Here is a 24,069-nt window from a genome sequence, read left to right on the forward strand (position 1 = left end):
TTTATCTTTTTTTTTGTATAATAAAAGAGAAGCAAAGTTAAATAGAAAAGAGGAATATAAAATGACAGACAAACATGAACATAACCATGATCACGATCATGTACATGATGCAGATGATTTAATTACATTAATTGATGATGAAGGTAATGAGGTACTATTCCGTATTCATTTAACAATTGATGGAAAAGAACAATTTGGTAAAGAGTACGTATTATTATATGATGCAAGTACACCAGAAGGCGAAGAAGTTGAGTTATTAGCATATGCTTATGAACAAGCTGATAATGAAGCAGAAGGCCGTCTAATGGAAGTTGAAACAGAAGCTGAATGGGATATGATTGAAGAAGTCTTCAATGCCTTCGAAGCCGAAGAAGATTAAACATCTTAAAATAAGAGCTAAACCCTTGATATGATTGGGTTTAGCTTTTTTATTATATGTTTTGAAAACCACCTGCTATACGGGTGGTTCTAGAGAGTTTTTAGCATGGTATTAAAAAATACTCCTAAAATGATAAGATAGATTAGGTTTCCCGTCCACAATTTATCAATCATATAGTAGGTTCCTTATGAAAAAGGGCAATCAAAGTTTATTACTCACAACATGGAAATGTCAGTATTATATCGTTTTTGCACCTAAATACAGACGATAAATTATTTATTGAAAATACAAACAGAGTATCGGAGAAATTATGAGACTGTTATGTGAGAGAAAAGGCGTTGAAATAATAGAAGCTAACGCATGTAAAGATCATGTTCATATGTTAGTAAGTATTCCACCAAAGGAATCAGTTTCAGGATTTATGGGATTTCTAAAAGGAAGGAGTGCTATGCTAATTCACGAGTAAAATGGAAATTCGAAATATAAATATGAAAATAGAAGTTTTCGGTCGAGAAGCTATTATGTTAGCACAGTAGGTTTAAATCAAAAGAAAATACAAAAATATATTCGAAAACAAGAAGCGGTTGGCAGTCTTTTAAAAGCCCTCTTTAGAGGGTATGCGGGTAGTGAGCTCTTCTAGTGCTATGAAAAATCTACCCGTTTTCACGGGTGGATAGTTACTTTAGGCATAGAAAAAGGGACATTCTTATTGGTAAAATTAAGTCATCCATAACTAACATTACAAAGGACAATATCCCTATGAATAATACAAGAAAACTACTCAATTTAACAGATGATTCTTTTATTTTTAATGAGGATTAATTGTCTCACGAATCGAGAAACAACCGCTCAGTTAACATGATGATTAGTGAATAAAGATAAAGAATGCAAAAATGTATATTTTATCAATCTATAAAAAACGGAATGTATCAAACCATTAGTCAATTGCCTGAATTTGAACGTCGCCAATTTATCTAAAACTTCACAGAGAACGTTACCTTTGTAGAAACTGTGGATCAACTTTTAGTGCATCTAATTCTCTAGTAGACGACTATTGTCACATTTCTAAAAAACTTAAATACCAAATTACATTTGACTTAAAAGAGAATCGATCACGTAAAAAAATCGCAAAATGCCGCTGTGTTTCTGAAAATACTGTTAAACGTGTGTTAGTATCATTTACTAATAATTAGCAACCGAATTTTAACTTCTCGCCCACGGCTCTTGTGTAGATGAGTTTAGCTCTACTTTTGATTGTCGTGTTGGAAGGAGCTTTATTTGTGCTGATGCGACATCTAAAAAATAATCGATATCTTACCTGATAAAAGATTACAAAAGTTAGTTCTTACTTTATGAAGTATTCCAGAAAAGCACGTTTAAAAGTAAAATTTTTGGTCATGAGCATGAAGCTAAGTTACAGTCAACTGTTAAAAATAGTCTTTCCAAACGCCAAAATCAAGAAGAAAAAAAGCTGTATTGAAGGTTAAAGCGTTATTGGAAACACCTTTTAAAGGAAAATTCTGAATGAAACTATAAACACTCTTATTATCGTCCTTTATTCAAGAATTGAAGTATACTTATAGAACCAACGATTATGTCTTATTTTTAGAGTGATGTTCATAGATACCTGTTTTACCAAAGTATTTTAGAGATAAATTCAAGATATTTGGTAAGTTCTCCTAATAAGTCATGAATGTCTTTAAATACTCCTATTCAAATGTTTTCTTAGAAGGCATTAACAATAAAATTAAAGTGATTAAACGTGTGGCCTATGGCTATCGAAACTTTCTACTATTCAAACGACGTATCTTTTTGATTCAAAATCAAGTTTTTCAGGTTAAATAAAAAAGCGAGAGAAATTTCGGCTCTATAATTTAAAGGACTGATGAATCAAAATCTGATTTATCAATCCTATATAGTTTGTTTTATTTAAAAACATGTCGTCTATCTAGTAAAATTTAAGTACCAAACAAAAATATTAGATAGAAAGGGCGACATGTCATGAATAGTCATTTTAAAAAATGCTAAGAATAACAGATAATAACTTGGAGTTAACTAGTACAGAGGAAGCTAATATTAATGGAGTTAACACGTTAGTTATCAGAGGTACTTATTCTCCTGTACCTTCGGCTTGTAAGAAGTGTCGTTCCTCTGTTATTGATAAAGAAGGAAACACTAATATTGTGAAGAATGGGAAAAAAGAAGTCACTATTCGTCTATTGCCTTACCAAAACTTACCGACTCTTTTAAAGCTAAAAAAACAACGTTTTTATTGTAAAAACTGTTGCCACAATTGGACCGCTCAATGCTCTATTGTTGATAAAAACTGTCATATTAGTAAATTTACCACTTTAAAAATATTAGAACTATTAACTGAAAAAATCTCTATGACATTGATTGCTAAAGTATTCCAAGTCTCATTACCGACTGTTTCAAGACTACTTAAGTCTGTTGAAGCCCAACTACCACATCAACTAAAACCTCGTTGTTTTCCCGAAGTTTTAATGGTAGATGAATTTGGATCACATACTAATAGAGAAGATAAAATGAGTTTTATTTGTGCTGATAGAAAAACAGGAGAATTAATTGACATACTACCTAGTAGAAAATTAAATAAACTGACTGTTTACTTTAATCGTACGCCATTGGAAGTACGATTAAAGTAAAATTCTTAGTGACTGATATGAATGCTACCTATTTTCAATTAACTAAAAACGTCTTTCCAACTGCTGATATCATCATTGATCGATTCCATGTTATAAAGCATCTAAACACTGCTTTTAATGAATTTAGGGTGCGAGAAATGAAGGTCTTGAGTAGTCAAAATAAAAAAGTCAGAAGCGAATAAACTAAAAGCAAATTGGAAATTAAAAAAAAATCAACTAACTATTTCTATTTCTGATTTCAAAACCTGGAGAAGGTCCCTTCTCCTAAGTATCCACTTTTAACAGAATCAATGATGATTGATCGACTACTCTAATTCTCTTCTAATCTAAAAGAGGCTTATGATACTTTCCAACTACTAACGTATCATTTTAGAAATAAAGAAGCTTCATCATTTTTTGACTTGTTGAAAAACTTGCCTACTAACTTAGATAGACAATTTAAAGACAAACTAGAAAACTTACTTGTTTATGAAGAAGGCATTCGCAATGCTCTTATTTATGATTTTTCCAATGGGAAAATTGACGCCAAAAACACCCATATAAAAACACTTAAACGAGTGTCATATGGATTCAAATCATTTAGTAATATGAGAATAAGAATTTTCTTGATAAACGTCCTAATAAAAATTAAATAACAAAAAAAGATGATAAATATGAGATTACTCTCAAATTCATCATCTTGTAAATTTAACTCATCAGTCCTATTTGACAAAGAGCTATTTAAAAAAAGACTGTAACAAGTTTCATCAGAATAGGGAAAAGAAAAAGATAGGCTAACAATGAGTAGGTTAATGAAGAATCCGTAAAACCAACATCTACATGTTTTTCGCCAGCTAGGATGGCTACTGTATTCGAAACAGGAATACTAAATTGAAGTAAACATATAGCGCCCATAGTATTTGAAATATGAAATAGATGAGCGAATAAAAGAACGATTAAAGGTGTAATGAAAAATCTACCAAAAAGAATCCCCAATACTTCTTTTGAAAACGTCAGATTTTTAATTCCAGTGCGAAAAATGGTTGTTCCAATAAACAGCATGGCTAAAGCTGATGTGGTATTTCCGATATAGCCAAATAATGATTTAACAAAAAAAGGTAGAGGGATATTTAGCACAACGAGTAAACTAGCGATGATAAATGCAACAATTGGTGGACTAAGTAATTCTTTGATAGTTCGTGATAAATCAAACGGTGTGTGTGTATGAGTGCTCAGTTCACTATCTCGGTTGAGAAGAGTAATACCGATTGTCCATGTAGATAAACTAGTCACCACATAAACGAGTAAAGCATAAGGAAGTCCTTTATCACCATATAGACCTAAAATAATCGGCATCCCAATAAAAGCGGCACTTGGTGAAGCAAAGCATAAGGTGAACGCTCCTTTTTGTTCTTTAGATACTTTAAAAAGTGAGGAACTAAAGTAACCAATGAGAAGCACGAAACAAATAACGAGGATTGGAAAAAAAGATTCTTTAAATAAGTTTTCTAGTTTTTGTTTGTTAAAATCACGCATAATTCGAAGGAATATTTCTAAAGGTAGGGCAAAGTTAATCACAAAGAATGAAAGGGCAGAACTGACGTCATTTGTGAAAATACCTCTTTTCGCCAATATATAACCCAGTGCAATAATAATAAACAAAACAAGAATCGTTGAATAGCTTGTTAACATAGAAGTCATCTCCTTACGATAGTCAATTAATAGTTTAACTTAGAGATGAAACACATTGATTAATATTATAAGAAATTTCTATATATTTTGTGTGTGGTTTTAATTATAAAAGAGGAGGGAAACTCTGCTCTTTTATAATTCAACATTAGTTAATTCTTGTTTTTGGTAAATAGCTAACTCATTTATACCGTGTTTCTTTAGTAAGGAACCCATCTCTTCAAACCCAAGTTCGTAATCTTCAGCAACATGAGCATCAGACCCTAGTGTAAACAACTTTCCACCTAATGAAATGTATAAAGGGATGGCATATTCATACAGCGCTTTATTTCCATATTTGATAAAACTTTTAGCATTTAATTCAAATGCCATATCTTTCTCAATGATTGTTTTAAAAATATCAATCAAATACGGTTCAGCATATTTTTTAAATTCATCAACAGATAAGTCTAATCGTCTCATTCCGTAATCAAAATGGGTTAACACGTTAGCGAAATCTGCTTTTTTCACGGCATCTAACATACGAGAATAATAATCATCAATTAAATCGACAACCTCTAGTGCTAGAACATCATCATCCATATAATCAAATCTGCCATTTTGATGAATGCTAAGTAAAATAATATCATAGTCCTTTTCATTTAAAAAAGAAGTAATTCTATCATGCTGATAGTCAACATAACCTACTTCAATTCCTTTAAGTAACGTTGTCTCATGTTTTTTATCTAATGACTCAATCTCCTTTTTATATGCCTCGAATTCCGGGATGCTATCAGCACCTTTGACATATGGATTATCAAAATCTAAATGTTCTGTCGAAACGAAGTAAGTAGGAGAATAAGTTTTTAAATAGTTTTCAAAAGTTTCGTTTGAATCAAACAAATGGTGTGTGTGCAAGTGTTGATCGTAGTAGTTCATAAAAAGCCTCCATAGTCTGTATTTATAAAAAAGCTTTAAAATTGGATTCATTCCAGTTTTAAAGCTTTTTTATATATTATGATGAGTAACAATTAACTGATTTTTTCCATTTCGTTTTGCATCATATAGAGCTGTATCTGCTAAAGTAAATAAATCATTTGTACTAATTTCGCTATCAGAATATGGATTTTTACTAATAATAGCTAGACCACATGATAGATTAATATCAATTGACTGATTATTAAAACTAAATTCCACATGATGAATGCTAGATAACTTTTTTTTAAGGTAACTTTCAGGATCGTCAATTGGTGCTTTAAAGACCATTGCAAATTCATCTCCTCCAATACGACATATTCTAGGAGATTCAGTTGGTGCTTTATCTTTAGTCAAAAAATTCGCTACATGAGTTAATGCCTGATCTCCGGCTAGATGCCCATATTTATCATTTATAGATTTAAAGTTGTCGATATCTATAACAGCTACACCGCAAGATGATTGGTTTATAATTAAGTCATTATAAGCATGATCTAAGAAAAAATAAAAGGATTCTTTATTATATAATTTTGTGAGATGATCATAGATAGAAGCAGTTCTGTAAATATGTACCCTCTTTGAAATAGAAATAGAAGAGTCAATTAACCAAGCTGTAAAAAGAAAAACGAGGGAAAAAATAGTCATGTATACGACTAAGTTCATGAATTTGTCTAAATGCCAAATTGGATAAAAAATAATAGAAAATATAATAAATCGAATAGTTAGCGCAACTATTAAAAATGTAAAAACAGCCCTTTTTTGAGGTAGAAGCTGTTTTTTAATAATAGAAGCTAATATTACAAGTGATAACGTTAGAAAAACATTATTAAAATACTCATACGCAAAAGCACCCCTAAGAGAGTATTGTATCAATTTAAGAATTATTAAAGTGGTACCATTCGTAACGCCAATTAAAATAGAACCATAATAGATAGAAAAGAAAATAGGAAGATATCTTACATCTACTGAAATACCCCTATATAAAGGAACCGGTATTTTATTTAAAGAAATAAAAAAGCATAAAATACCAACGATTACTCCTAAAATAAGTTGATGTGTCTTAGTTAATGAAAGCATACCCGAAGTATTAATAAAATCAGTCTCGAGCTGGCTGTCCTTTAAGGATTGTCTGATGGATAGAAAGTAGAGTGTCAAAGAAATACTGACGATAATAGACAAATTTACCAATATTGCATTAACAAAATTAAGCATATTAAAGCTCCCTAATAATAATTATTGTTTAAATAAGTAATAACTTTTTCATCTAATTGATGTGTATTGTTTATAGCTCTACGAATAGTTCCCCAATCCGAATTTGAAGGAATATCATCAATGACTACTAATTTATCTTGTGGTAATAATTCAGAGTCAAAAGTACTCACTATAATATCATAGCTTAAAAAATACTCTTTAGGAATATCCTCAATAAAAATAACTGATTTCATATATGGTTCAATAATTGCTTTGTTTTCAAAGTTCTTGTGAATCATTTTCGATAAAAAGTCTGAATGATCTTGCCCTAAACTACTCATGACTAATATTTTAGCTTTTTGTTTTTTTGTTTCTAAAAGAGTAGGCAAGTCAGTCCATTGGATCATCATAGTACAGAGAACTTCATAAAAATAATCTGTATGCCAAGGAAAATTAGTCGACTTTTCAAGTTTAATTAGTTCTTGTTCAATCACTAAAGACATTGTCGGGAATAATTTTTTAATAGCTACAGCATTATAAAAATTTTTATTGAAAATAATATAGTTTGGAAAAGGATAGATGGTATGTTGTAAATAAATATGTTTCAGTGACTTTTCTATTTTATCAGATAATTTATTTGTTAATGTAAAATCAAAAACATTACGAATGTTTTTCATCAAGCGTTTAACTTCCTTTGTTATGTGAAGATATTCTTCTTCCGAGTGCCAATTAATTAAATGATAGTAAAGAGAAAACATTAAATCATAAATCAGTTGGTCATTGACGACTAAACCATAATATTTCACAATCTCTTCCAAATCATCTGATTTTCTATCAATAGAATGATACATTTTTTTTGTAAATATTCCTTTATCGTAACCTTCAATAAAATATTCTTGACTTTGACGAGTAAGCGAAATACATAAAATGTAGCTTATTAATAGGATGTCTTTTTCAGAAACATCTTCATTATAGTAATTGATAATATCTTTCACAAACTGAATTGTTTTCTTTTTATCTGAAGGAAAAGGCCATTCGGTTATTTGATAGGCTTCAAAAAAATAACTAGTATAGAAAAACCGTACAAAAAATTCATCTTTTCCAACAATTCGACATGGTTTTTTTTCTAAAGTCAGTCCATATTTACTTAATGATTTAGAAATATCACTAGTAATTCTATAAAGAGAAGATTCACTGATAAAGAGCTTTTCTCCCCATTTTTCAATGCTCAATGTAGTATCAAAGAAAACTGATTCAATTAAGCGAAATGCTTCAGAATTTTTTAAAACATAGCGATAAACAACCTCAATATGGCTACTGGGTTGTGTTTGAAGCCTAACCCCATTTTTTTTTGACGTTTCAATTAATAGATGGGGATACCAATTTTCTTTCAGGTAGCTTACGTCGTTATTTATTGTTCTTAGTGAAGCATTATTACTTTTTGCCAATTCGTTAGAACTAATCCAATCTGAGACTTCATTTAATTGTTCTAAAATATGAATTCTACGTTGAGTGGGTGTATCAAGAAGTTCGCGCATAGATGTATTCCTTTCATAATAAGTGCATATATATTATAACATTTTACTAGATCCGTCTCTTATTAAGATACCTTATTTTGTATAAGAAATCTACTTAATAAAGAAGAGTTGGCTTTATATTAAGAATTTATTAAAACACCATTAAATATGTATGTTTGGTTATTTTTCAACTGTAATTTATAAACGTTTTTTATAAAATCTGTTACAATGACAGTATGATTAATAGCAAGGAGGCTTATATAATGTTTTACCCGTTTTTTGATAGTACGTATATTCTAGTTATTATTGGGATGCTTATTTCGATGTTGGCATCAAGTTATGTCAACAGTACTTATCGGAAATTTGACAAAGTAATGAACAGAAAAGGTTACACAGCAACAGATGTCGCTCGTTTGATTTTACAAGACTCTGGTATCCATAATGTTGGTGTGCAACAAATATCAGGAGATTTGACGGATAATTACAATTCAAGTACGAAGATACTGAGTTTATCACAAACTGTAGCAGATTCAAGATCTGTTGCAGCAATAGGTGTTGCAGCTCATGAGTGTGGTCATGCGGTACAGGACCAAAAACATTACGCACCATTAAAGTTAAGAATTGCTTTAGTCCCTGTCGTGAATTTTGGTGCTAAAATATCGATTCCATTAATCTTGATTGGTGCTATCTTCTTCAGCGCAACACCAGCTTTGGTGACAATTGGTTTATGGTGTTTTGCCTTAACATTTTTATTTCAAGTCGTGACATTACCAGTTGAATTTAATGCATCTAAACGAGCACTAGCTATTTTAAGTGATAATCATATCTTAGATGATGATGAGTTAGCGATGGCTAGAAAAGTTCTTATTGCAGCAGCCTTAACCTATGTGGCAGCAGCAGTTGCTTCATTACTCCAAGTACTACGTCTATTTCTATTATTTGGTAACAATAATAGAAACTAGAGTGAGAGAATAAGTAGATAATAAAGAGTCAAATCAGTCATATTTTTTAATGAAATACCTGTTTGCTCTGAAAATTTATCTAACTTATATTGTAACGTGTTACGGTGAGTATAGAGCTTTTTAGCACTTGAAGTGATGTTACCTTGCTCTTGCCATAAGGTTTTTATCATTCGTATCGTTTCTTCATCGAAATTCGTTGTATTGTATAAACTAGTCATCAAAGGACTATCCTTGATGGCTTTTTTTGTTAAATACTTAAGAGCAACATCTTGAAATTCAAACACATCATTTGCATGAAACGAAGTATTATATAGTTTGAAAATGGTCGTTTCTTCATTAAAGCAGTCGATAAAATCATGAGATATAGCTTGGTATTTTCCAACAAAAATAGTTGCTTGAATTAAAAACTCAGCTTCCAGTGTTAGTATCATTGATTTAATGTCTTCCTTTGAGTAGAAGATACTTGTTTGTTCTTCGACAATAATGGCTGTGGTGTCATCAACAAAGAAGGAATCTACTACACAGTCAAATAAACTAGAAAAATGGGCTAGCCAACTATCTTTGTTACTCGTATTTTTCCTTAAATTCATTTGAATAATACGGTAATGTTTAGGTGTACTTGGTAATTCACCATGATTAAATAAAATATTATACCAAACATGATTATTTACCTGTTTTTTGGGTTGCTTGTTTATCAGTAATTCTGTAATTAATACAATCTCTCTAGGAGATAAATCATCTTTATTTAGATAAAAATAGCCACTATCAAGAGGGATAACTAAATGTGTTTTTGTCTCTCTATAGACTGATTCAACTGTGCCGTTTGGAAATAAGGCTTGAAGAGATTGACTGTCCAAAGTAACTCACCCTTTATTTTTCGTTAAAGCTATTCTATCATAAATATGGGCACCAAAATTATTTTTTTATAGAGGGGTTAATCATGTTTCTAAGAGAAGTAGTACTGTCAACTGATGACAAAGAAAAATTTATGAAAGAAGCGCTAATAGAAGCAAAAAAAGCAGAATTAATGGGAGAAGTTCCAATTGGTGCTGTTGTGGTATTAGATGGTAAAGTTATCGGTAGAGGACATAATGTCCGTGAGTTTTCACAAGACGCAACGACGCATGCAGAAATGGTTGCAATTAGAGAAGCAAATCGAAACGTGGAGAGTTGGCGGCTCGAAAAAGCGCAAATATTTGTTACGCTTGAACCTTGCCCTATGTGTAGTGGTGCGATTTTACTATCCAGAATTGACCAAGTTTTTTTTGGTGCAATGGATCCTAAAGGTGGGACAGTAGGATCATTAATGAATTTGTTACAAGATAATCGATTTAATCATTTTTGTTATGTAGAGAAAGGGATTTTAGAAGAAGAATGTTCGTCTATTTTAACCAATTTTTTTAGAACAATTCGTCAAAAAAAGAAAGAAGAAAAAAAGGCTAGCAATATAACGCAAAATGTTGTACAATAATACTTGCCGTTATGGCTAGGACAATGGTGGGCCGATGAAGCGTGTCAGATCTGGAAGGAAGCAGCACTAAGTTGGTGCCGCCATGTGTCTGAATTTAATATAAGCCTTGAGCTTATTTTTTTTGCCTTAAAAATAATCCCACAGATAAATTTTTTCTGTGGGATTTTGTTATTTATTTAGTCTTCATTAGGGTCATCAATAGCATCTTGATGAGTTTTATGAACTGTTCCAGGAACATGATCAGGACCAGCATACAATGTATACAGTTTTAAAGGTTTGTCACCGATATTTTCTACATTATGCCACATATCAGCAGGAACGAAAATCGCATCATCATCTGACACTTTTTTAACAAAAGTTAAATTATCTTCTGCATCTCCCATTCTACAAAGTCCTTTACCTTCTTCAATACGTAAAAATTGATCAATGCCATGATGAACTTCAAGGCCAATATCATCACCTGGTTGGATAGACATCAACGTCATTTGTATTTTCTTACCAGTCCATACAGTTGTGCGGTAATTATCATTAGCCAAAGTCCATTCTTCAACATTTTCTACAACAGGTTTTTGTCCTCTATCAGTAAAATCAAACGTCATTTTTTATTCCTCCAATGTTATTTTATATCTCAATCATATCATAAATTTATCCGTTTTCAAGTAATTAGTATCATTTGATAATTATTATAATTTAAATGTGTAATATTTTTAACCCCCTAATAGTTAGACTTCTATAGAATAAAGGCTTTATATGAAAGGGTTTTATAAAAAGTATTAATAAAACTAATAGTTTACATAATTTTTGTTAAGTAGTAATGTTTGTGAAAACGGATTATTATTTGGTTGTAAGCAGGAAATAACAAAAAATAAATTTTTGGAGGAACACAACATGTCCTATATAGAAGAATTGAAAGAGTTTTATCCGTTAGATTTGTATGCCTTCTCAAGAGGGTTAACTGAAGGTGAATTCACTGTTCTTAAAAATTTACGAAAAGTTCTAGAAGAAAAAGTAAAACCGGTTATTAATGAGCACTGGGAAAAAGCTGAATTCCCATTTGAAGCGTTCGGTGAAATTGCTAAAGTTGGTGTAATGAACAGTTCATTATTATTTGAAGGGCGCAAAGGTAAACGTAAACCAAGTGAATTATATAATGCCTTTTTATATTTAGAACTTGCTAAATTAGATGCTTCAATCGCAACATTTTATACAGTTCATGGTGGATTATGCTACAATACAATCTTAATGGGTGGTAGTGAAGAACAAATCGCTCATTACGCACCAAAAGTGGCGTCATTTGAATGGCAAGGATGTTTTGGTTTAACTGAACCAGATCATGGATCAGATATTGCGGGTGGACTTGCAACAACTGCTGAGAAAAAAGGCGATAAATGGGTTATTAACGGAGAAAAACGTTGGATTGGTGGAGCAAACACTGCTGATATCTTACCAATTTTTGCTCGTGATAAAACTGATAACAAAATTAAGTGTTTCATCGTACCTGGTGGTTCAAAAGGGCTTAGAGTTGATGTTATCCAAAATAAAGTAGCATTAAGAGAAGTTCAAAACGGACATATCTACTTAGATAACGTTGAAGTTGACGACAGCACTCGCTTAGCAAATGTTAATGGATTTAAAGATGTTGCCCGTATTTTACGCGCAACACGTGCTGACATCGCTCATTTAGCAATGGGTATGACTTATGGTTCTTTAGAAGCTGCACTTAAATATGTTAAAGAGCGTGACCAATTTGGTAAAAAAGTTTCTTCATTCCAATTAGTTCAAGAAAAATTAGCCCGTATGGAAGCAAACGTTGTCGCAACATTAGCATACTCTGTACAATTAGCTAACTTGCAAGAAAAAGGTGAATTCTTAGAAGAAAACTCTGCATTAGCTAAAATGCATAATGCATTAAGAATGAGAGAAACAGTTGCTTTAGGTCGTGAAGTATGTGGTGGTAACGGAATTACATTAGAAACGGACGTAGCTCGTTTCTTCGCTGATGGTGAAGCAATTTACTCTTACGAAGGAACTCACGAAATCAACGCACTAATTGTTGGACGTTACTTAACTGGACAAGGTGCATTTGTTTAATCTTTAATCATTAAATTAAATTTTCCAATTATCAATAAAATTTTGAATTAAATAAGAGTATAAGCTGCTAAATTAGTCATGGATTTAGCAGCTTTTTTATGTAAAAAACGCGTTTGTGTTGCCTTTTTTTGAGTGTATGAGTATTCTTAAAACATAGGAAAGTAAAGGGGATAAAGGTATGGATATTCAACAGTTGTATTATTTTATGAATATTGTCGAGTGTGGATGTAATTTGTCGTTAGCTGCAAAAAAAATACATATTACACAATCAGCTTTGAGTCAGTTGATAATAAATTTTGAAGCAAATGAAGAGTTAGTGTTATTTTACAGGAAAAATGGACGTTTGGATTCTTTGACACCAAGTGGGGAAAAGCTATATGCTTACGCCCAACAAATAACAAAACTACATGAACAGATGAATGATATGGTAAGAAAAGAGGCGGCAAAGCAAAAAGGAACGATTCGTATAGGACTTCCTTCGCTGATTTTACGTATTTTCTTTTCTTCATTTTTCCCGAAATTCACTCTAGCCAACCCAGATATTCAAATTGAAATTATCGAGGGTGGTAGTAATCAGCTAAGAAAAATGTTGTTTCAAAATGATTTAGACTATGCTATTTTAATTGAGCCGACAAGTTTAGATCCGAAAGCATTTGAAGAACATGTCATTCAAATTGATGAAATGACAGCATTTGTTTACCATGATCATCCACTGGCTTATAAAAAAATGTTGAATTGGGAAGATTTAGAGCCTTATCCAATCGGTACCTTCAATGACAGCTTTACTACAAATGAATTAGTAAGAAATAAATTAGCAAAAATAAAAAGTAAGGCGAAGATTATGTTCCAATCATCTTCGTGGGATTATCTAGTTGAAGCAACACAAGAATCTAAAATAGTAACAGTATTGCCATCACCTATTGAACGCACGATGGACAAATCGCTATTTAAAGAGATTCCGTTTAAAGATCCCATTCCGTTTAACGTCTTATTATGTCGCCCGATAAAATCAAATTATTCAGAAGTTGAGAGTAAAGTGTATGAATCAATATTAAGTTATTTCTATCAACCAATAATTTAAAGTATAATAAGAGAACACGAGACGAGATTAGTCTTTTGTTCTTTTTATTTTTAAAAGAAACAGTTAATCAATTATTAAAAAAATTTATAGATAAAATGGTACTGTTTGGTAAAAGTATGTGATAAAACCTTGATTTTTAAAAGTATAAAACAACTATTAGTTTAACTAATAGTTTGAATTATATTTACTTGTTAGATTTTTACTAGAATTAAGGATAAAATAATAAGTGTAAATGAAGCGCTTTATTAATTGACGCTATAGGAGGAAACATAAGTGAAAGAAGTAGTAATCGTATCAGCAAGAAGAAGTCCAATCGGAAGTTTTGGTGGAAGCCTAAAAAACATGAACGCAGTTGAATTAGGCAAAAAAGTTTTGGAAGCATCACTTAAAGATATTAACCTTGATCCATCATTAGTTGATGAAGTTATTTTAGGAAATGTTTTATCAAGTGGATTAGGTCAAAACGTTTCTCGTCAAGTGGCGATTAATGCTGGCATTCCTCAAGAAAAATCGGCTTTTACAATTAATAAAGTCTGTGGTTCAGGATTAAAAACAGTCGTTCTTGCTGCTCAATCTATCATGTTAGGTGACAATGAGATTGTTGTTGCTGGCGGAACTGAAAGTATGAGTCAAGCACCTTACATTTTAGAAAGTGAACGCTGGGGTAAACGTATGGGAGATGCTAAAGTAATCGATACAATGTTATCAGATGGTTTAGTAGATGCTTTCCACGGAATTCATATGGGAATCACAGCAGAGAACATTGCAGAAAAATTTGGTTTCACAAGAGAACAGCAAGATGAATTTGCAGCTAAAAGCCAAAACAAAGCTGAAGCAGCCGTAACATCAGGTCGTTTCAAAGAAGAAATCGTTGAAATCGAAATTCCACAACGTAAAGGTGAACCAGTCATTTTTAAAGATGATGAATTTCCACGTTTTGGTTCTACAGCAGAAAAATTATCAAACTTACGTCCAGCATTTAAAAAAGACGGGACAGTTACAGCAGGTAATGCTTCAGGCGTAAATGACGGTGCAGCAATCTTAGTATTAATGTCACGTGAAAAAGCAGATGAGTTAGGTCTAGAAGTTTTAGCATCAATTGAATCATATGCTTCTGCTGGTGTGGATCCAACGATTATGGGAACTGGACCAATTCCTGCAACTAAAAAAGCATTGGAAAAAGCTGGTTTAACAGTTGATGATTTAGATTTAGTTGAATCAAATGAAGCATTTGCGTCTCAAGCAATGAGCGTAGCGCAAGAATTAGGATTAAATGAAGACATTACAAACGTTAATGGTGGCGCAATTGCTCTAGGACATCCAATCGGAGCAAGTGGTGCACGTATCTTAGTAACATTACTACATGAAATGAAAAAACGTGATGCGAAAAATGGTTTAGCAACACTATGTATTGGTGGCGGACAAGGTATTGCTTTAGTTGTTAAACGTGGCTAATTATTGAAGTAAAGGAGTCAACACAATGGATAAAAGAAATGAGTTGGTATTACAAGTGACTGATTACTCTCATCAAGAGCTTGCTAAAGCAGCAAGATATTACGACACCGTGGACAAATTTCCAGAAGAACAAATGATTCATTTGTTTAGTCTGGCGATTCTCCCTAGTTTGTATAAAAATCTAAATGACTTAACGTACCATGATTACTTAAGTGTCATTCGCCTAGTCTCAAAGAATTTCCCCGCACTTGGAAGTATTTTGTTAACTCAAGAAAGCCATTGTGTTTGGCCTATTTCAACATTTGGAACAACACAACAAAAAGAACGCTATTTAGAAAAAGCATTACATGGAGAAATCTATGGATGCTTTGCTCTAAATGAGCCAATTACAGGTAGTGAGATTGAAGAAATGAAAACAGTTGCACACCAAACTGAAACAGGATGGGTGTTATCTGGTAATAAAGATTATATCTCCAACTCACCAATAGCGAGTGTTTTATTAATTGCTGCAAAAACAATTGCATTGGATGGAACACAAGGATATGCCATCTTTGTTATAGACAAAAAAACAAATGGCTTAAAAGTTGGCGAACTTGAAGAGAAAATGGGTATTAAGGCTCTTCCAGTAGCAAGCGTTCAACTTGATAAGGTTCAATTGACTGATGATAATCTACTTGGTGGGGTGGTAAATGGCTTACCACAAATCGACTCAATTTTAAATAGAAACCGCTTAGCAGTTGCAGCTCAATCGCTAGGTATTGCTGGTGGGGCATTAGATAGAGGGTTGAAATATGTTTCTTATAATAGAAATTTAGGAAAACGCTTAATCGATATGGCTTCGATTCAATATAAACTAGCTGATATTGAAACAGGGATTTATTCTGCCAGATCATTATTGATGCAAGTCATCAATTCAAGGCAAGAACAAGACGAGAGAATGGTTGCGATGACGAAACTGACAGCGTCAAATCTCGCTATAGAAACAACTGAGAGCATTATTAATATGAGTGGTGGTTATGGGTATATGCGAAATAACGACATTGAACGTTTCGTGCGTGATGCTAAAATCACAGCCATCTACGGCTCATCTTCAGATAGATTAAGAAGTATCATAGCAAAACCATGGGTAAATAAAAAATGTAAAGTAAAGGAAGAATAAAATGGATATTAAAAATGTAATGGTTGTTGGAGCAGGACAAATGGGTAATGGGATTGTTCAAGTATTAGCGACAGTTGGATACAACGTTTATATGAACGACATTAACGATACTGCAACACAAAACGGATTGGATAAAATTAAAAGGTTTCTAGAAAAGTCAGTTAAACGCGGATCTAAAACAGAAGACGAAGTAAAAGAAATTTTAGATAGAATTACCCTATCAACATCTTATGAAGATGCAAAAAATGTTGATTTAGCAATTGAAGCAGCTACTGAAAATAAAAAAATCAAATTAGATATTTTTAGACAGTTAGACGTGATTGTACCAGAACATACAATTTTAGCCACAAACACATCTTCTTTATCAATTACTGAAATCGCTTCAGTAACAAGTAGACCAGAAAAAATAGTCGGAATGCATTTCTTTAATCCAGTACCACTGATGAAATTAGTTGAGATTAACCATGGTCTGGCAACAAGTGATGAAACAGCAAAATCTATTTTAGATGTAGCGAGCAAAATGAGAAAAGTATCAATCGATATTAAAGATTCACCAGGATTTGCGGTAAACCGTATTTTAATTCCTATGATCAATGAAGCCATTTTTGTACTAGGTGAAGGCATTGCAACAGCAGCAGAAATTGATGAATCAATGACATTAGGTGCAAATCACCCAATGGGGCCTTTAGCTCTAGCTGACTACATTGGTTTAGATACATGTTTAGCTATCATGAACGTATTATATGATGGATTTAATGATTCTAAATATCGTCCAGCTCCACTACTTAAAAAATATGTTGAAGCAGGATGGTTAGGTAACAAAACTAGAAAAGGCTTTTACGACTATAAAAAATAATGGGAGGAATCAGTTATGAAATCATATAAATATCTAAGTTTATCTGTCGAAAACGGTGTTGGAACGTTAAAAATTGAACGCCCTAAAATGTTAAACGCATTAAGTACAGGTGTTTTAGAAGAAATTAGTAAAGCAATTGATGAAGTCAGCTCTCGTCAAGATATTGATGTCTTACTTGTTACAGGAACAGGTGATAGAGCATTTGTTGCAGGAGCAGATATTGCTGAGATGAAAGACAAAACAGTTTTTGAAGGACGTGCGTTTTCAGAAATTGGAAATGATGTATTTATGAAATTAAGTACATTAAGACAACCGACAATTGCTTGTGTCAATGGTTTTGCACTTGGTGGTGGATGTGAATTAGCTTTAGCATGTGATATGAGAATTGCTTCAGATAATGCAAAATTCGGTCAACCAGAAGTTGGTTTAGGAATTATTCCTGGATTTGGTGGAACACAACGTTTATCTCGTTTAGTTGGTACAGGTATAGCAAAAGAATTAATCTTTACTGGAAAAATTGTTTCAGCTGAAGATGCACTAATTATGGGATTAGTTAATAAAGTGGTTAGTTTTGATAGTTTGCAAAACGAAGCAATGGAATTAGCAAACCAAGTTAAAAAGAATGCACCACTTGCAGTAGAATTAAGCAAAGAAGTCATTGATGCAGGAATTGAAATGAGCTTATCAAATGGATTAAGACTTGAAGCAGAAGTATTTGGCTCGCTGTTTTCAACGAAAGATCAAACAGAAGGCATGGACGCTTTCATTAACAAACGTAAACCTAAATTTGAAAAAAACTGAAAATTCAGAAAAAACTGACAATAATAAGGAGAGTTTAACCATGAATTACGATAACTTATATAATGAAAAAATAAAGTCAGCAAAAGATGCAGTCAGCGTCGTTGAACCAGGAGACGCGATTGTTTTCCCTATAATGCCGGGTGAACCACCCGCATTATTAGATGCTATTCGTGAAATGGATACATTAGAGGGTAACTCTTTATATCGTATGCTACCTAGTTTTCCAACAGTTGATGTAGAAAAATCAAAATTACGCCAAATTTCAATCTTTTTATCAGGCATGGATAGAAAAGGAATGAATGCAGGAAACATTGATTTGCTACCAAATCATTTTTCTGACATCCCTTCTATTTTGAAAAAACGTGAAGGTGACAAATTAATCATTATGGCAACAGTATCGCCAATGGATGAAGATGGAAACTTTTCATTAGGTACTAGTCCATCTTACGTTGCCTCATTAGTCGAAGGTGCTAAACGAATTGTTTTAGAAGTGAACGAAAATATGCCAAGAACATTTGGTGAAAAAAATACAATTCACATCAGCCAAGTCGATGCTTTAATTGAAAATAATGTTGAGTTACCAGAACTTGTTAGTCCAACACCAAATGAAAAAGATTTAGCTGTTGGTCGTGAAATTGCGAAAAAAGTAAAAGATGGTGACACATTGCAAATTGGTTTTGGTGCAATGCCTAATGCTGTAATGGAATATTTGACAGAGAAAAAACATTTAGGATTGCATACAGAAATGCTTCCTGAAAAATTAGTTGACTTAACTGAAAAAGGCGTTATTGATAATAGTAAAAAAGAAATTCATAATGGTAAGTCAGTTGCGACTTTTGCCATCGGAAGCAAGCGACTTTATGAATTCATGAATAATAACCCAGACATTTTAATGTTACCGTGTGACTACACAAATAGTTTTGACACAATTAGTCAGATGAAACACTTATTTGCGATTAATTCTGCTATTGAAGTGGATTTTCTTGGTCAATGTAACTCAGAACGAGTGAAAGGGTTTTATTATTCATCAACTGGTGGCCAATCTGATTTTATGAAAGGGGTACGTTTAACAGAGAGTGGTACTGGAATTATTTGTTTATACTCGACAGCTAAAAATGATGAGATTTCGACAATCGTACCAACTTTATTTGAAGGGGCTCCTGTGGCAACATCAAAAAATGATATTGATACAGTTGTAACTGAATATGGTAGTGCAGAATTAAAGGGGAGTACAATTTTTGAACGAACTGAAAGATTAATCAATATTGCTCATCCTAAATTTAGAGATGAATTAAAAGCAAAAGCTAAAGAAATGAACTATATGTAATCAACTACTAGGAGGAAATCAGATGGATACATTAACGTTTCATGATATGACATTAACCTGGTTAGAAGGTGGAATGACTTGTTTGGATGGTGGAGCGATGTTTGGCGTTGTACCAAAACCAGTCTGGACAAGAAAATATCCAGTGAACGAAAAAAATCAGATTGAGTTACCGACAGACCCTATATTAATTCAATATCAAGGTAAAAATTACTTGATTGACGCTGGTGTAGGAAATGGAAAATTTACGGATAAACAAAAGAAGATTTTCGGTGTTGCTTGGGAGTCTGAAGTTGAGTCATCTTTAAAAGAATTAGGATTGACTTTTGAAGACGTTGACGTTCTTTTAATGACTCACATGCACTTTGACCATGCAACTGGATTAACTAAACCAACTGACGATGGTGGTTATGTATCTGTCTTTCCAAATGCAAAAATATATGTTCAAGCCATTGAGTGGGAAGAAATGCAACATCCTAATATACGCTCGAAGAGTACTTATTGGGCCTATAATTGGGAACCAATCGTAGATCAAGTAGCGATTTATGATGACGAAATTGAAGTGGCTCTAGGAATTACAATGATACATACAGGTGGACATAGTAATGGACACTCTGTCATTAAACTTGAACAAAATGGTGAGACGATGATTCATATGGCAGATATCATGCCAACTCACGCTCATCAAAATCCTTTATGGGTACTCGCTTATGATGATTACCCAATGACATCCATAGCAAATAAAGAAAAATGGTTAAAAGAAGCATATGAAAACAATTATAAATTTATTTTCTATCATGATGCCTTTTATCGTATGATTCAGTGGGACCAAGAGGGTAAAGAAAAGGTAGACACTCTAGAGCGTTCTAGAGAAAGAATTATAAGGTAAATGTAAAATAGGGGGAAGTATTTTGGTAAAAAAAGGTTTAGCAGAAGTAATAGGGACATTCTTTTTAGTCTTTATTGGTACAGGTACAGCAGTCTTAAGTGGTAATGTCGTTGGAACATTAGGTATTGGATTAGGTTTTGGTTTAGCTATTATGGTTGCGGCTAATACAATCGGTCAAATTTCTGGGGCACATTTAAACCCAGCTGTGACATTAGCATTTTTAGTGAACAAACGTATGGATGTCAAAGAATTTGTTGTTTATGTTGTTGGACAAATGATTGGCGCAATACTCGGTACTGGTCTATTAAGATTAATTTTAGGAATGACTGATTTAGGTGTAGAGAACTTAGCTCAAACAACTTATCAAGATATTTCAACAGCTGGTGCATTCATCATTGAAATGACACTAACAGCCATTTTGGTATTTGTGATTATGTCTGTAACAAGTAAAAAAGGTGAAACATCATATAATGGTTTAGCAATTGGTTTAACTTTAACAATGCTACATTTTATCGGTGTACCATTAACAGGTATGTCAGTTAACCCAGTTAGAAGTATGTCACCAGCCTTATTTGTAGGTGGCGATGCTATGAGTCAATTATGGTTATACATCTTAGCACCATTAGTTGGTGGATTGATTGCGGCAGTAATTGCAAAAACATTATTACAAACAGAAGAATAATATCTTAAAACAATCATGGTCAATAGGCTGTGGTTGTTTTTTGTTTTCATCTAGAGGTTAAGTATTAGTTAATAAATCTATTAGTCTGTTATAAAATGATTAGTAAACGCAATGGTTTGTTTTATAAGTTGGATAATTAAGGTTTTTATCTAGTTTTTTACAAAAAATGTACACTTTATTTATAAAAACTCAGATTAAATGAAAAGAATACTGATGCATGTTATGATAAGGAGGAGAATTTAGTTGTAGGAGGAATGCACATGGCAAAAGAAGAAGCAGTCAATAAAAAAAATGATGAACTAAAAAAACTGTCTAATCTAAGTGTTCGAGAGTTGATGATGGAGTTTCGAACCTCACCTGATGGACTTAGTTCAGAAGATGCTGAAAAACGGCTAGATGAATTTGGTGAGAACAAAGTGAATGTGCAAAAAACTAAACCTTGGTATAGAGTGTTATTTGAATCATTCATGGATCCATTTATTTATGTTTTAGCAGCATTATTAATCGTTTCAGCTTTAACAAAAGATTTTGAAGCGGTTCTTGTGATGACTACGATGATTTTAATCAGTGCTTTTATTCGTTTTACGCAAGACTTTAAAGCACAAAAAGAGTCACTGTCATTACAAAATTTGGTGAAACATACTAGTGCGGTTAAAAGAGATGGCGAGATAAAAGAACGTCCAATGGAAGATGTGGTACCTGGAGATATTGTGTATTTATCAGCTGGAGATATGATACCAGCAGATGGGGTTCTTATTTGGACGAAAGACTTGTTCGTTAATCAGTCTTCTTTAACAGGGGAGTCAATGCCAGTTGAAAAATTTGAGTCAGATAAAGTCGATGTAAAAGTTGATGAAGATACTTCAGCGATTGATTTAAATAATTTAGTATTTATGGGGACAGATATCTTGAGTGGTCAAGGTGAAGTCATTATTTTAAGAACAGGTCAAGATACATTCTTTGGGGATATTGCGAAATCTGCTAGTACAGCCCGTGCGTTAACAAGTTTTGACCGTGATTTAAATCGTATCAGTAAATTATTACTAAAGATGGTCACAGTATTGTTCCCGGTCGTATTTTTGATAAATGGTTTATCGAAAGGGGATTGGACACAAGCGTTCTTCTTTGCGATAGCAGTTGCAGTTGGGTTAACACCAGAAATGTTGCCAATGATTGTGACTAGTAACTTAGCTAAAGGGTCACAAACACTAGCTAAGAAAAAAGTAATTGTAAAAGAATTAAATGCTATTCAAAACTTAGGGTCTATGACCGTTCTTTGTACTGATAAGACAGGAACTATTACAGAAGATAGAGTGGTATTAGTAGAACATGTTAGTCCTTTAGGTGATTCAAATCAAAAAGTATTAGATATGGCCTATCTCAATTCAAACTATCAAACAGGTTGGAAAAACTTAATGGATCACGCCATTATTAATTATTATGAAACCAATCCAGATAAAATGATAACAGATAAAATTGAAAAAATAGATGAGATTCCATTTGATTTTTCTAGACGTCGTTTGACAGTTGCGCTAAAAAGAGACGGCCATCAACTGATGATAACAAAAGGAGCCGTTGAAGAGATGGCGGCAATTTGTTCATCTGTTGAAATTGATGATGAAATTGTTCCGCTCACTGATGAGTTGATTGAACAAATGTCAGATGTAAACAGACGAATGAATGAACAAGGGATGCGTGTGATTACTGTTGCTTATAAACGAGATGTCCATAACACGCCAACTTATGCTGTTAGTGATGAGTCAGATATGATACTGGTTGGGTTTGTTGGATTCTTAGACCCAGCAAAACAATCAGCAGTTACAGCGATTTCTTCATTGCATCAACATGGAGTCAATGTAAAAGTCTTAACCGGAGACAATGAAATTGTGTCTCGAAAAGTGTGTCGTGATGTTGGCATTGAAGTTGATAAATCATATATTGGAACAGACATAGACACTATGGATGATGACGAATTAAAACAAGCAGTGAATGAAGTGCAACTATTTGCGAAGTTAAACCCCATGCAAAAAGCACGAATTATTAATACGTTAAAAGATCAAGGTGAAACAGTCGGGTTTATGGGAGATGGGATTAATGATGCTCCAGCGTTAAGAGCGGCAGATGTTGGGATTTCAGTTGATACTGCGGCTGATATTACAAAAGAAGCAAGTTCCATCATTCTTCTTGAAAAAAGTTTAGTTGTATTGGAAGATGGTGTGTTAGAAGGACGTAAAGTATTTAAAAATATGATGAAATACATCATGATTACGATTAGTTCAAACTTTGGGAATGTCTTTTCTGTTTTAGTTGCGAGTGCTTTTTTACCATTCTTACCAATGTTATCAATTCAATTATTAATACAGAATTTAGTTTATGATATTTCACAACTTGCTATGCCGTGGGATAATGTCGATGAAGAGCAAATTATGAAACCAGTAAGATTTGATATAAAAAATCTGTTGCATTTCACTCTTTTTATTGGCCCAATCAGTAGTATTTTTGATATTATCACGTTTGCTGTAATGTGGTTTGTGATTGGAGCTAATACAGTTGCACAGCAAAGTGTTTTCCAATCTGGTTGGTTCTTAGTTGGATTATTTACGCAAACACTGGTTGTGCATGTCATTCGTACGGAAAAAATTCCATTCATTCAAAGTATAGCCAGTCCGCCTATGTTAATTATGAGTAGTTTAGCAATTGGTTCAGGATTATTTATTATTTTATTTGAACCACTCAGACAAGCATTTGATTTTGGAGCACTACCTAGTGAATACTGGATATGGTTAATAGGAATTAGTTTTTCATATCTTGTTTTACAACAATTAATCAAAAAAATATACATTAAAAAATATCATGAATGGATATAACGTGAAAAAAATCACTTTCTTTTAAAAAAACAATAATGTTTTCTAATAAAAAAGAA

Annotated in this window: 20 protein-coding genes, 1 other RNA gene and 3 pseudogenes; 18 read left to right on the forward strand and 6 right to left on the reverse strand. The window is 32.8% G+C overall.

Features of this window, described 5'->3' with window-relative positions; all coding sequences use genetic code 11:
- The first annotated feature begins 61 nt into the window (after positions 1-61).
- From DW196_RS07340 to DW196_RS11765, 5 genes and pseudogenes are all read left to right on the forward strand, one after another.
- Entirely contained in the window at positions 62-379 is a 318-nt protein-coding gene (locus tag DW196_RS07340; protein ID WP_118250798.1) for a DUF1292 domain-containing protein, read from the forward strand.
- 187 nt (positions 380-566) lie between these two features.
- Positions 567-1,019: pseudogene (gene tnpA / locus DW196_RS07345) on the forward strand (IS200/IS605 family transposase).
- A 1,046-nt stretch (positions 1,020-2,065) separates the two neighbouring features.
- A pseudogene (locus DW196_RS07355) lies at positions 2,066-2,224 on the forward strand (transposase); the annotation flags it as partial.
- A gap of 176 nt (positions 2,225-2,400) precedes the next feature.
- The gene (locus DW196_RS11760; RefSeq protein ID WP_370447147.1) at positions 2,401-3,045 is read left to right on the forward strand and encodes a transposase family protein; all 645 of its coding nucleotides are present in this window, start codon (positions 2,401-2,403) and stop codon (positions 3,043-3,045) included.
- Positions 3,046-3,062: 17 nt separating this feature from the next.
- Positions 3,063-3,680: pseudogene (locus DW196_RS11765) on the forward strand (transposase).
- Positions 3,681-3,765: 85 nt separating this feature from the next.
- Here DW196_RS11765 and DW196_RS07365 read toward each other — a convergent pair.
- The 4 genes from DW196_RS07365 to DW196_RS07380 form a co-directional block, all read right to left on the reverse strand.
- Positions 3,766-4,716, reverse strand: coding sequence for an AEC family transporter (locus DW196_RS07365; RefSeq protein WP_158563546.1), 951 nt, complete (start codon positions 4,714-4,716; stop codon positions 3,766-3,768).
- 132 nt (positions 4,717-4,848) lie between these two features.
- A complete protein-coding gene (locus tag DW196_RS07370; protein ID WP_118250800.1) occupies positions 4,849-5,631 on the reverse strand; it encodes a PHP domain-containing protein in 783 nt (260 codons plus the stop codon).
- Between the two features lie 69 nt (positions 5,632-5,700).
- Positions 5,701-6,879 carry a GGDEF domain-containing protein gene (locus DW196_RS07375; protein ID WP_118250801.1) on the reverse strand — a complete coding sequence of 393 codons (1,179 nt, stop codon included), beginning with the start codon at positions 6,877-6,879 and terminating at the stop codon, positions 5,701-5,703.
- Positions 6,880-6,890: 11 nt separating this feature from the next.
- A complete protein-coding gene (locus DW196_RS07380) occupies positions 6,891-8,396 on the reverse strand; it encodes a helix-turn-helix domain-containing protein (protein ID WP_118250802.1) in 1,506 nt (501 codons plus the stop codon).
- Between the two features lie 242 nt (positions 8,397-8,638).
- Between DW196_RS07380 and DW196_RS07385 the strand changes: the two genes are divergently transcribed.
- Positions 8,639-9,337, forward strand: coding sequence for a zinc metallopeptidase (locus DW196_RS07385; protein WP_071457422.1), 699 nt, complete (start codon positions 8,639-8,641; stop codon positions 9,335-9,337).
- On the opposite strand, the gene DW196_RS07390 is transcribed toward DW196_RS07385, so the two are convergent.
- A complete protein-coding gene (locus tag DW196_RS07390) occupies positions 9,334-10,194 on the reverse strand; it encodes a helix-turn-helix domain-containing protein (RefSeq protein WP_071457421.1) in 861 nt (286 codons plus the stop codon). The genes DW196_RS07385 and DW196_RS07390 overlap by 4 nt on opposite strands.
- 83 nt (positions 10,195-10,277) lie before the next feature.
- Between DW196_RS07390 and tadA the strand changes: the two genes are divergently transcribed.
- Together tadA and ffs are read left to right on the forward strand one after the other, a co-directional pair.
- On the forward strand, positions 10,278-10,808 hold the full coding sequence (tadA, locus tag DW196_RS07395) for a tRNA adenosine(34) deaminase TadA (RefSeq protein WP_071457420.1): 531 nt from the start codon (positions 10,278-10,280) through the stop codon (positions 10,806-10,808).
- 7 nt (positions 10,809-10,815) lie between these two features.
- An RNA gene (gene ffs / locus DW196_RS07400) (signal recognition particle sRNA small type) lies at positions 10,816-10,914 on the forward strand.
- A 70-nt stretch (positions 10,915-10,984) separates the two neighbouring features.
- On the opposite strand, the gene DW196_RS07405 is transcribed toward ffs, so the two are convergent.
- Positions 10,985-11,407, reverse strand: coding sequence for a cupin domain-containing protein (locus DW196_RS07405; RefSeq protein ID WP_118250803.1), 423 nt, complete (start codon positions 11,405-11,407; stop codon positions 10,985-10,987).
- A gap of 289 nt (positions 11,408-11,696) precedes the next feature.
- On the opposite strand from DW196_RS07405, the gene DW196_RS07410 reads away from it, so the two are divergent.
- The 10 genes from DW196_RS07410 to mgtA all read left to right on the forward strand — a co-directional run bounded on the left by DW196_RS07410 (position 11,697) and on the right by mgtA (position 24,013).
- Positions 11,697-12,899, forward strand: coding sequence for an acyl-CoA dehydrogenase family protein (locus DW196_RS07410; protein WP_118250804.1), 1,203 nt, complete (start codon positions 11,697-11,699; stop codon positions 12,897-12,899).
- Positions 12,900-13,077: 178 nt separating this feature from the next.
- A complete protein-coding gene (locus DW196_RS07415) occupies positions 13,078-13,980 on the forward strand; it encodes a LysR family transcriptional regulator (RefSeq protein ID WP_118250805.1) in 903 nt (300 codons plus the stop codon).
- Positions 13,981-14,253: 273 nt separating this feature from the next.
- Positions 14,254-15,435, forward strand: a complete 1,182-nt coding sequence (locus tag DW196_RS07420) for an acetyl-CoA C-acetyltransferase (protein ID WP_071457417.1) — start codon at positions 14,254-14,256, stop codon at positions 15,433-15,435.
- Positions 15,436-15,460: 25 nt separating this feature from the next.
- Entirely contained in the window at positions 15,461-16,594 is a 1,134-nt protein-coding gene (locus DW196_RS07425) for an acyl-CoA dehydrogenase family protein (protein ID WP_118250806.1), read from the forward strand.
- Between the two features lies 1 nt (position 16,595).
- Positions 16,596-17,450: a 3-hydroxybutyryl-CoA dehydrogenase gene (locus DW196_RS07430; RefSeq protein WP_118250807.1), complete on the forward strand. Its 855-nt coding sequence runs from the start codon at positions 16,596-16,598 to the stop codon at positions 17,448-17,450.
- Between the two features lie 15 nt (positions 17,451-17,465).
- On the forward strand, positions 17,466-18,251 hold the full coding sequence (locus tag DW196_RS07435) for an enoyl-CoA hydratase-related protein (RefSeq protein WP_118250808.1): 786 nt from the start codon (positions 17,466-17,468) through the stop codon (positions 18,249-18,251).
- Between the two features lie 40 nt (positions 18,252-18,291).
- Positions 18,292-19,578, forward strand: a complete 1,287-nt coding sequence (locus DW196_RS07440; RefSeq protein ID WP_118250809.1) for an acetyl-CoA hydrolase/transferase family protein — start codon at positions 18,292-18,294, stop codon at positions 19,576-19,578.
- A 22-nt stretch (positions 19,579-19,600) separates the two neighbouring features.
- Entirely contained in the window at positions 19,601-20,464 is an 864-nt protein-coding gene (locus tag DW196_RS07445) for an MBL fold metallo-hydrolase (protein WP_118250810.1), read from the forward strand.
- A 22-nt stretch (positions 20,465-20,486) separates the two neighbouring features.
- Entirely contained in the window at positions 20,487-21,146 is a 660-nt protein-coding gene (locus DW196_RS07450; RefSeq protein ID WP_071457411.1) for an MIP/aquaporin family protein, read from the forward strand.
- A gap of 260 nt (positions 21,147-21,406) precedes the next feature.
- Entirely contained in the window at positions 21,407-24,013 is a 2,607-nt protein-coding gene (mgtA, locus tag DW196_RS07455) for a magnesium-translocating P-type ATPase (RefSeq protein WP_118250811.1), read from the forward strand.
- Positions 24,014-24,069: the final 56 nt, after the last annotated feature.

Origin of the sequence: Vagococcus sp. AM17-17 (genome assembly GCF_003471765.1) — a bacterium.
Taxonomy (GTDB): Bacteria; Bacillota; Bacilli; order Lactobacillales; family Vagococcaceae; genus Vagococcus; species Vagococcus teuberi.

What these genes read in the sequence shown, in the direction of transcription:
- DW196_RS07340 (WP_118250798.1), top strand. Translation starts at nt 62, where the DNA reads ATGACAGACAAACATGAACATAACCATGATCACGATCATGTACATGAT.
- DW196_RS11760 (WP_370447147.1), top strand. Translation starts at nt 2,401, where the DNA reads ATGCTAAGAATAACAGATAATAACTTGGAGTTAACTAGTACAGAGGAA.
- DW196_RS07365 (WP_158563546.1), bottom strand. Translation starts at nt 4,716, where the DNA reads ATGTTAACAAGCTATTCAACGATTCTTGTTTTGTTTATTATTATTGCA.
- DW196_RS07370 (WP_118250800.1), bottom strand. Translation starts at nt 5,631, where the DNA reads ATGAACTACTACGATCAACACTTGCACACACACCATTTGTTTGATTCA.
- DW196_RS07375 (WP_118250801.1), bottom strand. Translation starts at nt 6,879, where the DNA reads ATGCTTAATTTTGTTAATGCAATATTGGTAAATTTGTCTATTATCGTC.
- DW196_RS07380 (WP_118250802.1), bottom strand. Translation starts at nt 8,396, where the DNA reads ATGCGCGAACTTCTTGATACACCCACTCAACGTAGAATTCATATTTTA.
- DW196_RS07385 (WP_071457422.1), top strand. Translation starts at nt 8,639, where the DNA reads ATGTTTTACCCGTTTTTTGATAGTACGTATATTCTAGTTATTATTGGG.
- tadA (WP_071457420.1), top strand. Translation starts at nt 10,278, where the DNA reads ATGTTTCTAAGAGAAGTAGTACTGTCAACTGATGACAAAGAAAAATTT.
- DW196_RS07405 (WP_118250803.1), bottom strand. Translation starts at nt 11,407, where the DNA reads ATGACGTTTGATTTTACTGATAGAGGACAAAAACCTGTTGTAGAAAAT.
- DW196_RS07410 (WP_118250804.1), top strand. Translation starts at nt 11,697, where the DNA reads ATGTCCTATATAGAAGAATTGAAAGAGTTTTATCCGTTAGATTTGTAT.
- DW196_RS07415 (WP_118250805.1), top strand. Translation starts at nt 13,078, where the DNA reads ATGGATATTCAACAGTTGTATTATTTTATGAATATTGTCGAGTGTGGA.
- DW196_RS07425 (WP_118250806.1), top strand. Translation starts at nt 15,461, where the DNA reads ATGGATAAAAGAAATGAGTTGGTATTACAAGTGACTGATTACTCTCAT.
- DW196_RS07430 (WP_118250807.1), top strand. Translation starts at nt 16,596, where the DNA reads ATGGATATTAAAAATGTAATGGTTGTTGGAGCAGGACAAATGGGTAAT.
- DW196_RS07435 (WP_118250808.1), top strand. Translation starts at nt 17,466, where the DNA reads ATGAAATCATATAAATATCTAAGTTTATCTGTCGAAAACGGTGTTGGA.
- DW196_RS07440 (WP_118250809.1), top strand. Translation starts at nt 18,292, where the DNA reads ATGAATTACGATAACTTATATAATGAAAAAATAAAGTCAGCAAAAGAT.
- DW196_RS07445 (WP_118250810.1), top strand. Translation starts at nt 19,601, where the DNA reads ATGGATACATTAACGTTTCATGATATGACATTAACCTGGTTAGAAGGT.
- mgtA (WP_118250811.1), top strand. Translation starts at nt 21,407, where the DNA reads ATGGCAAAAGAAGAAGCAGTCAATAAAAAAAATGATGAACTAAAAAAA.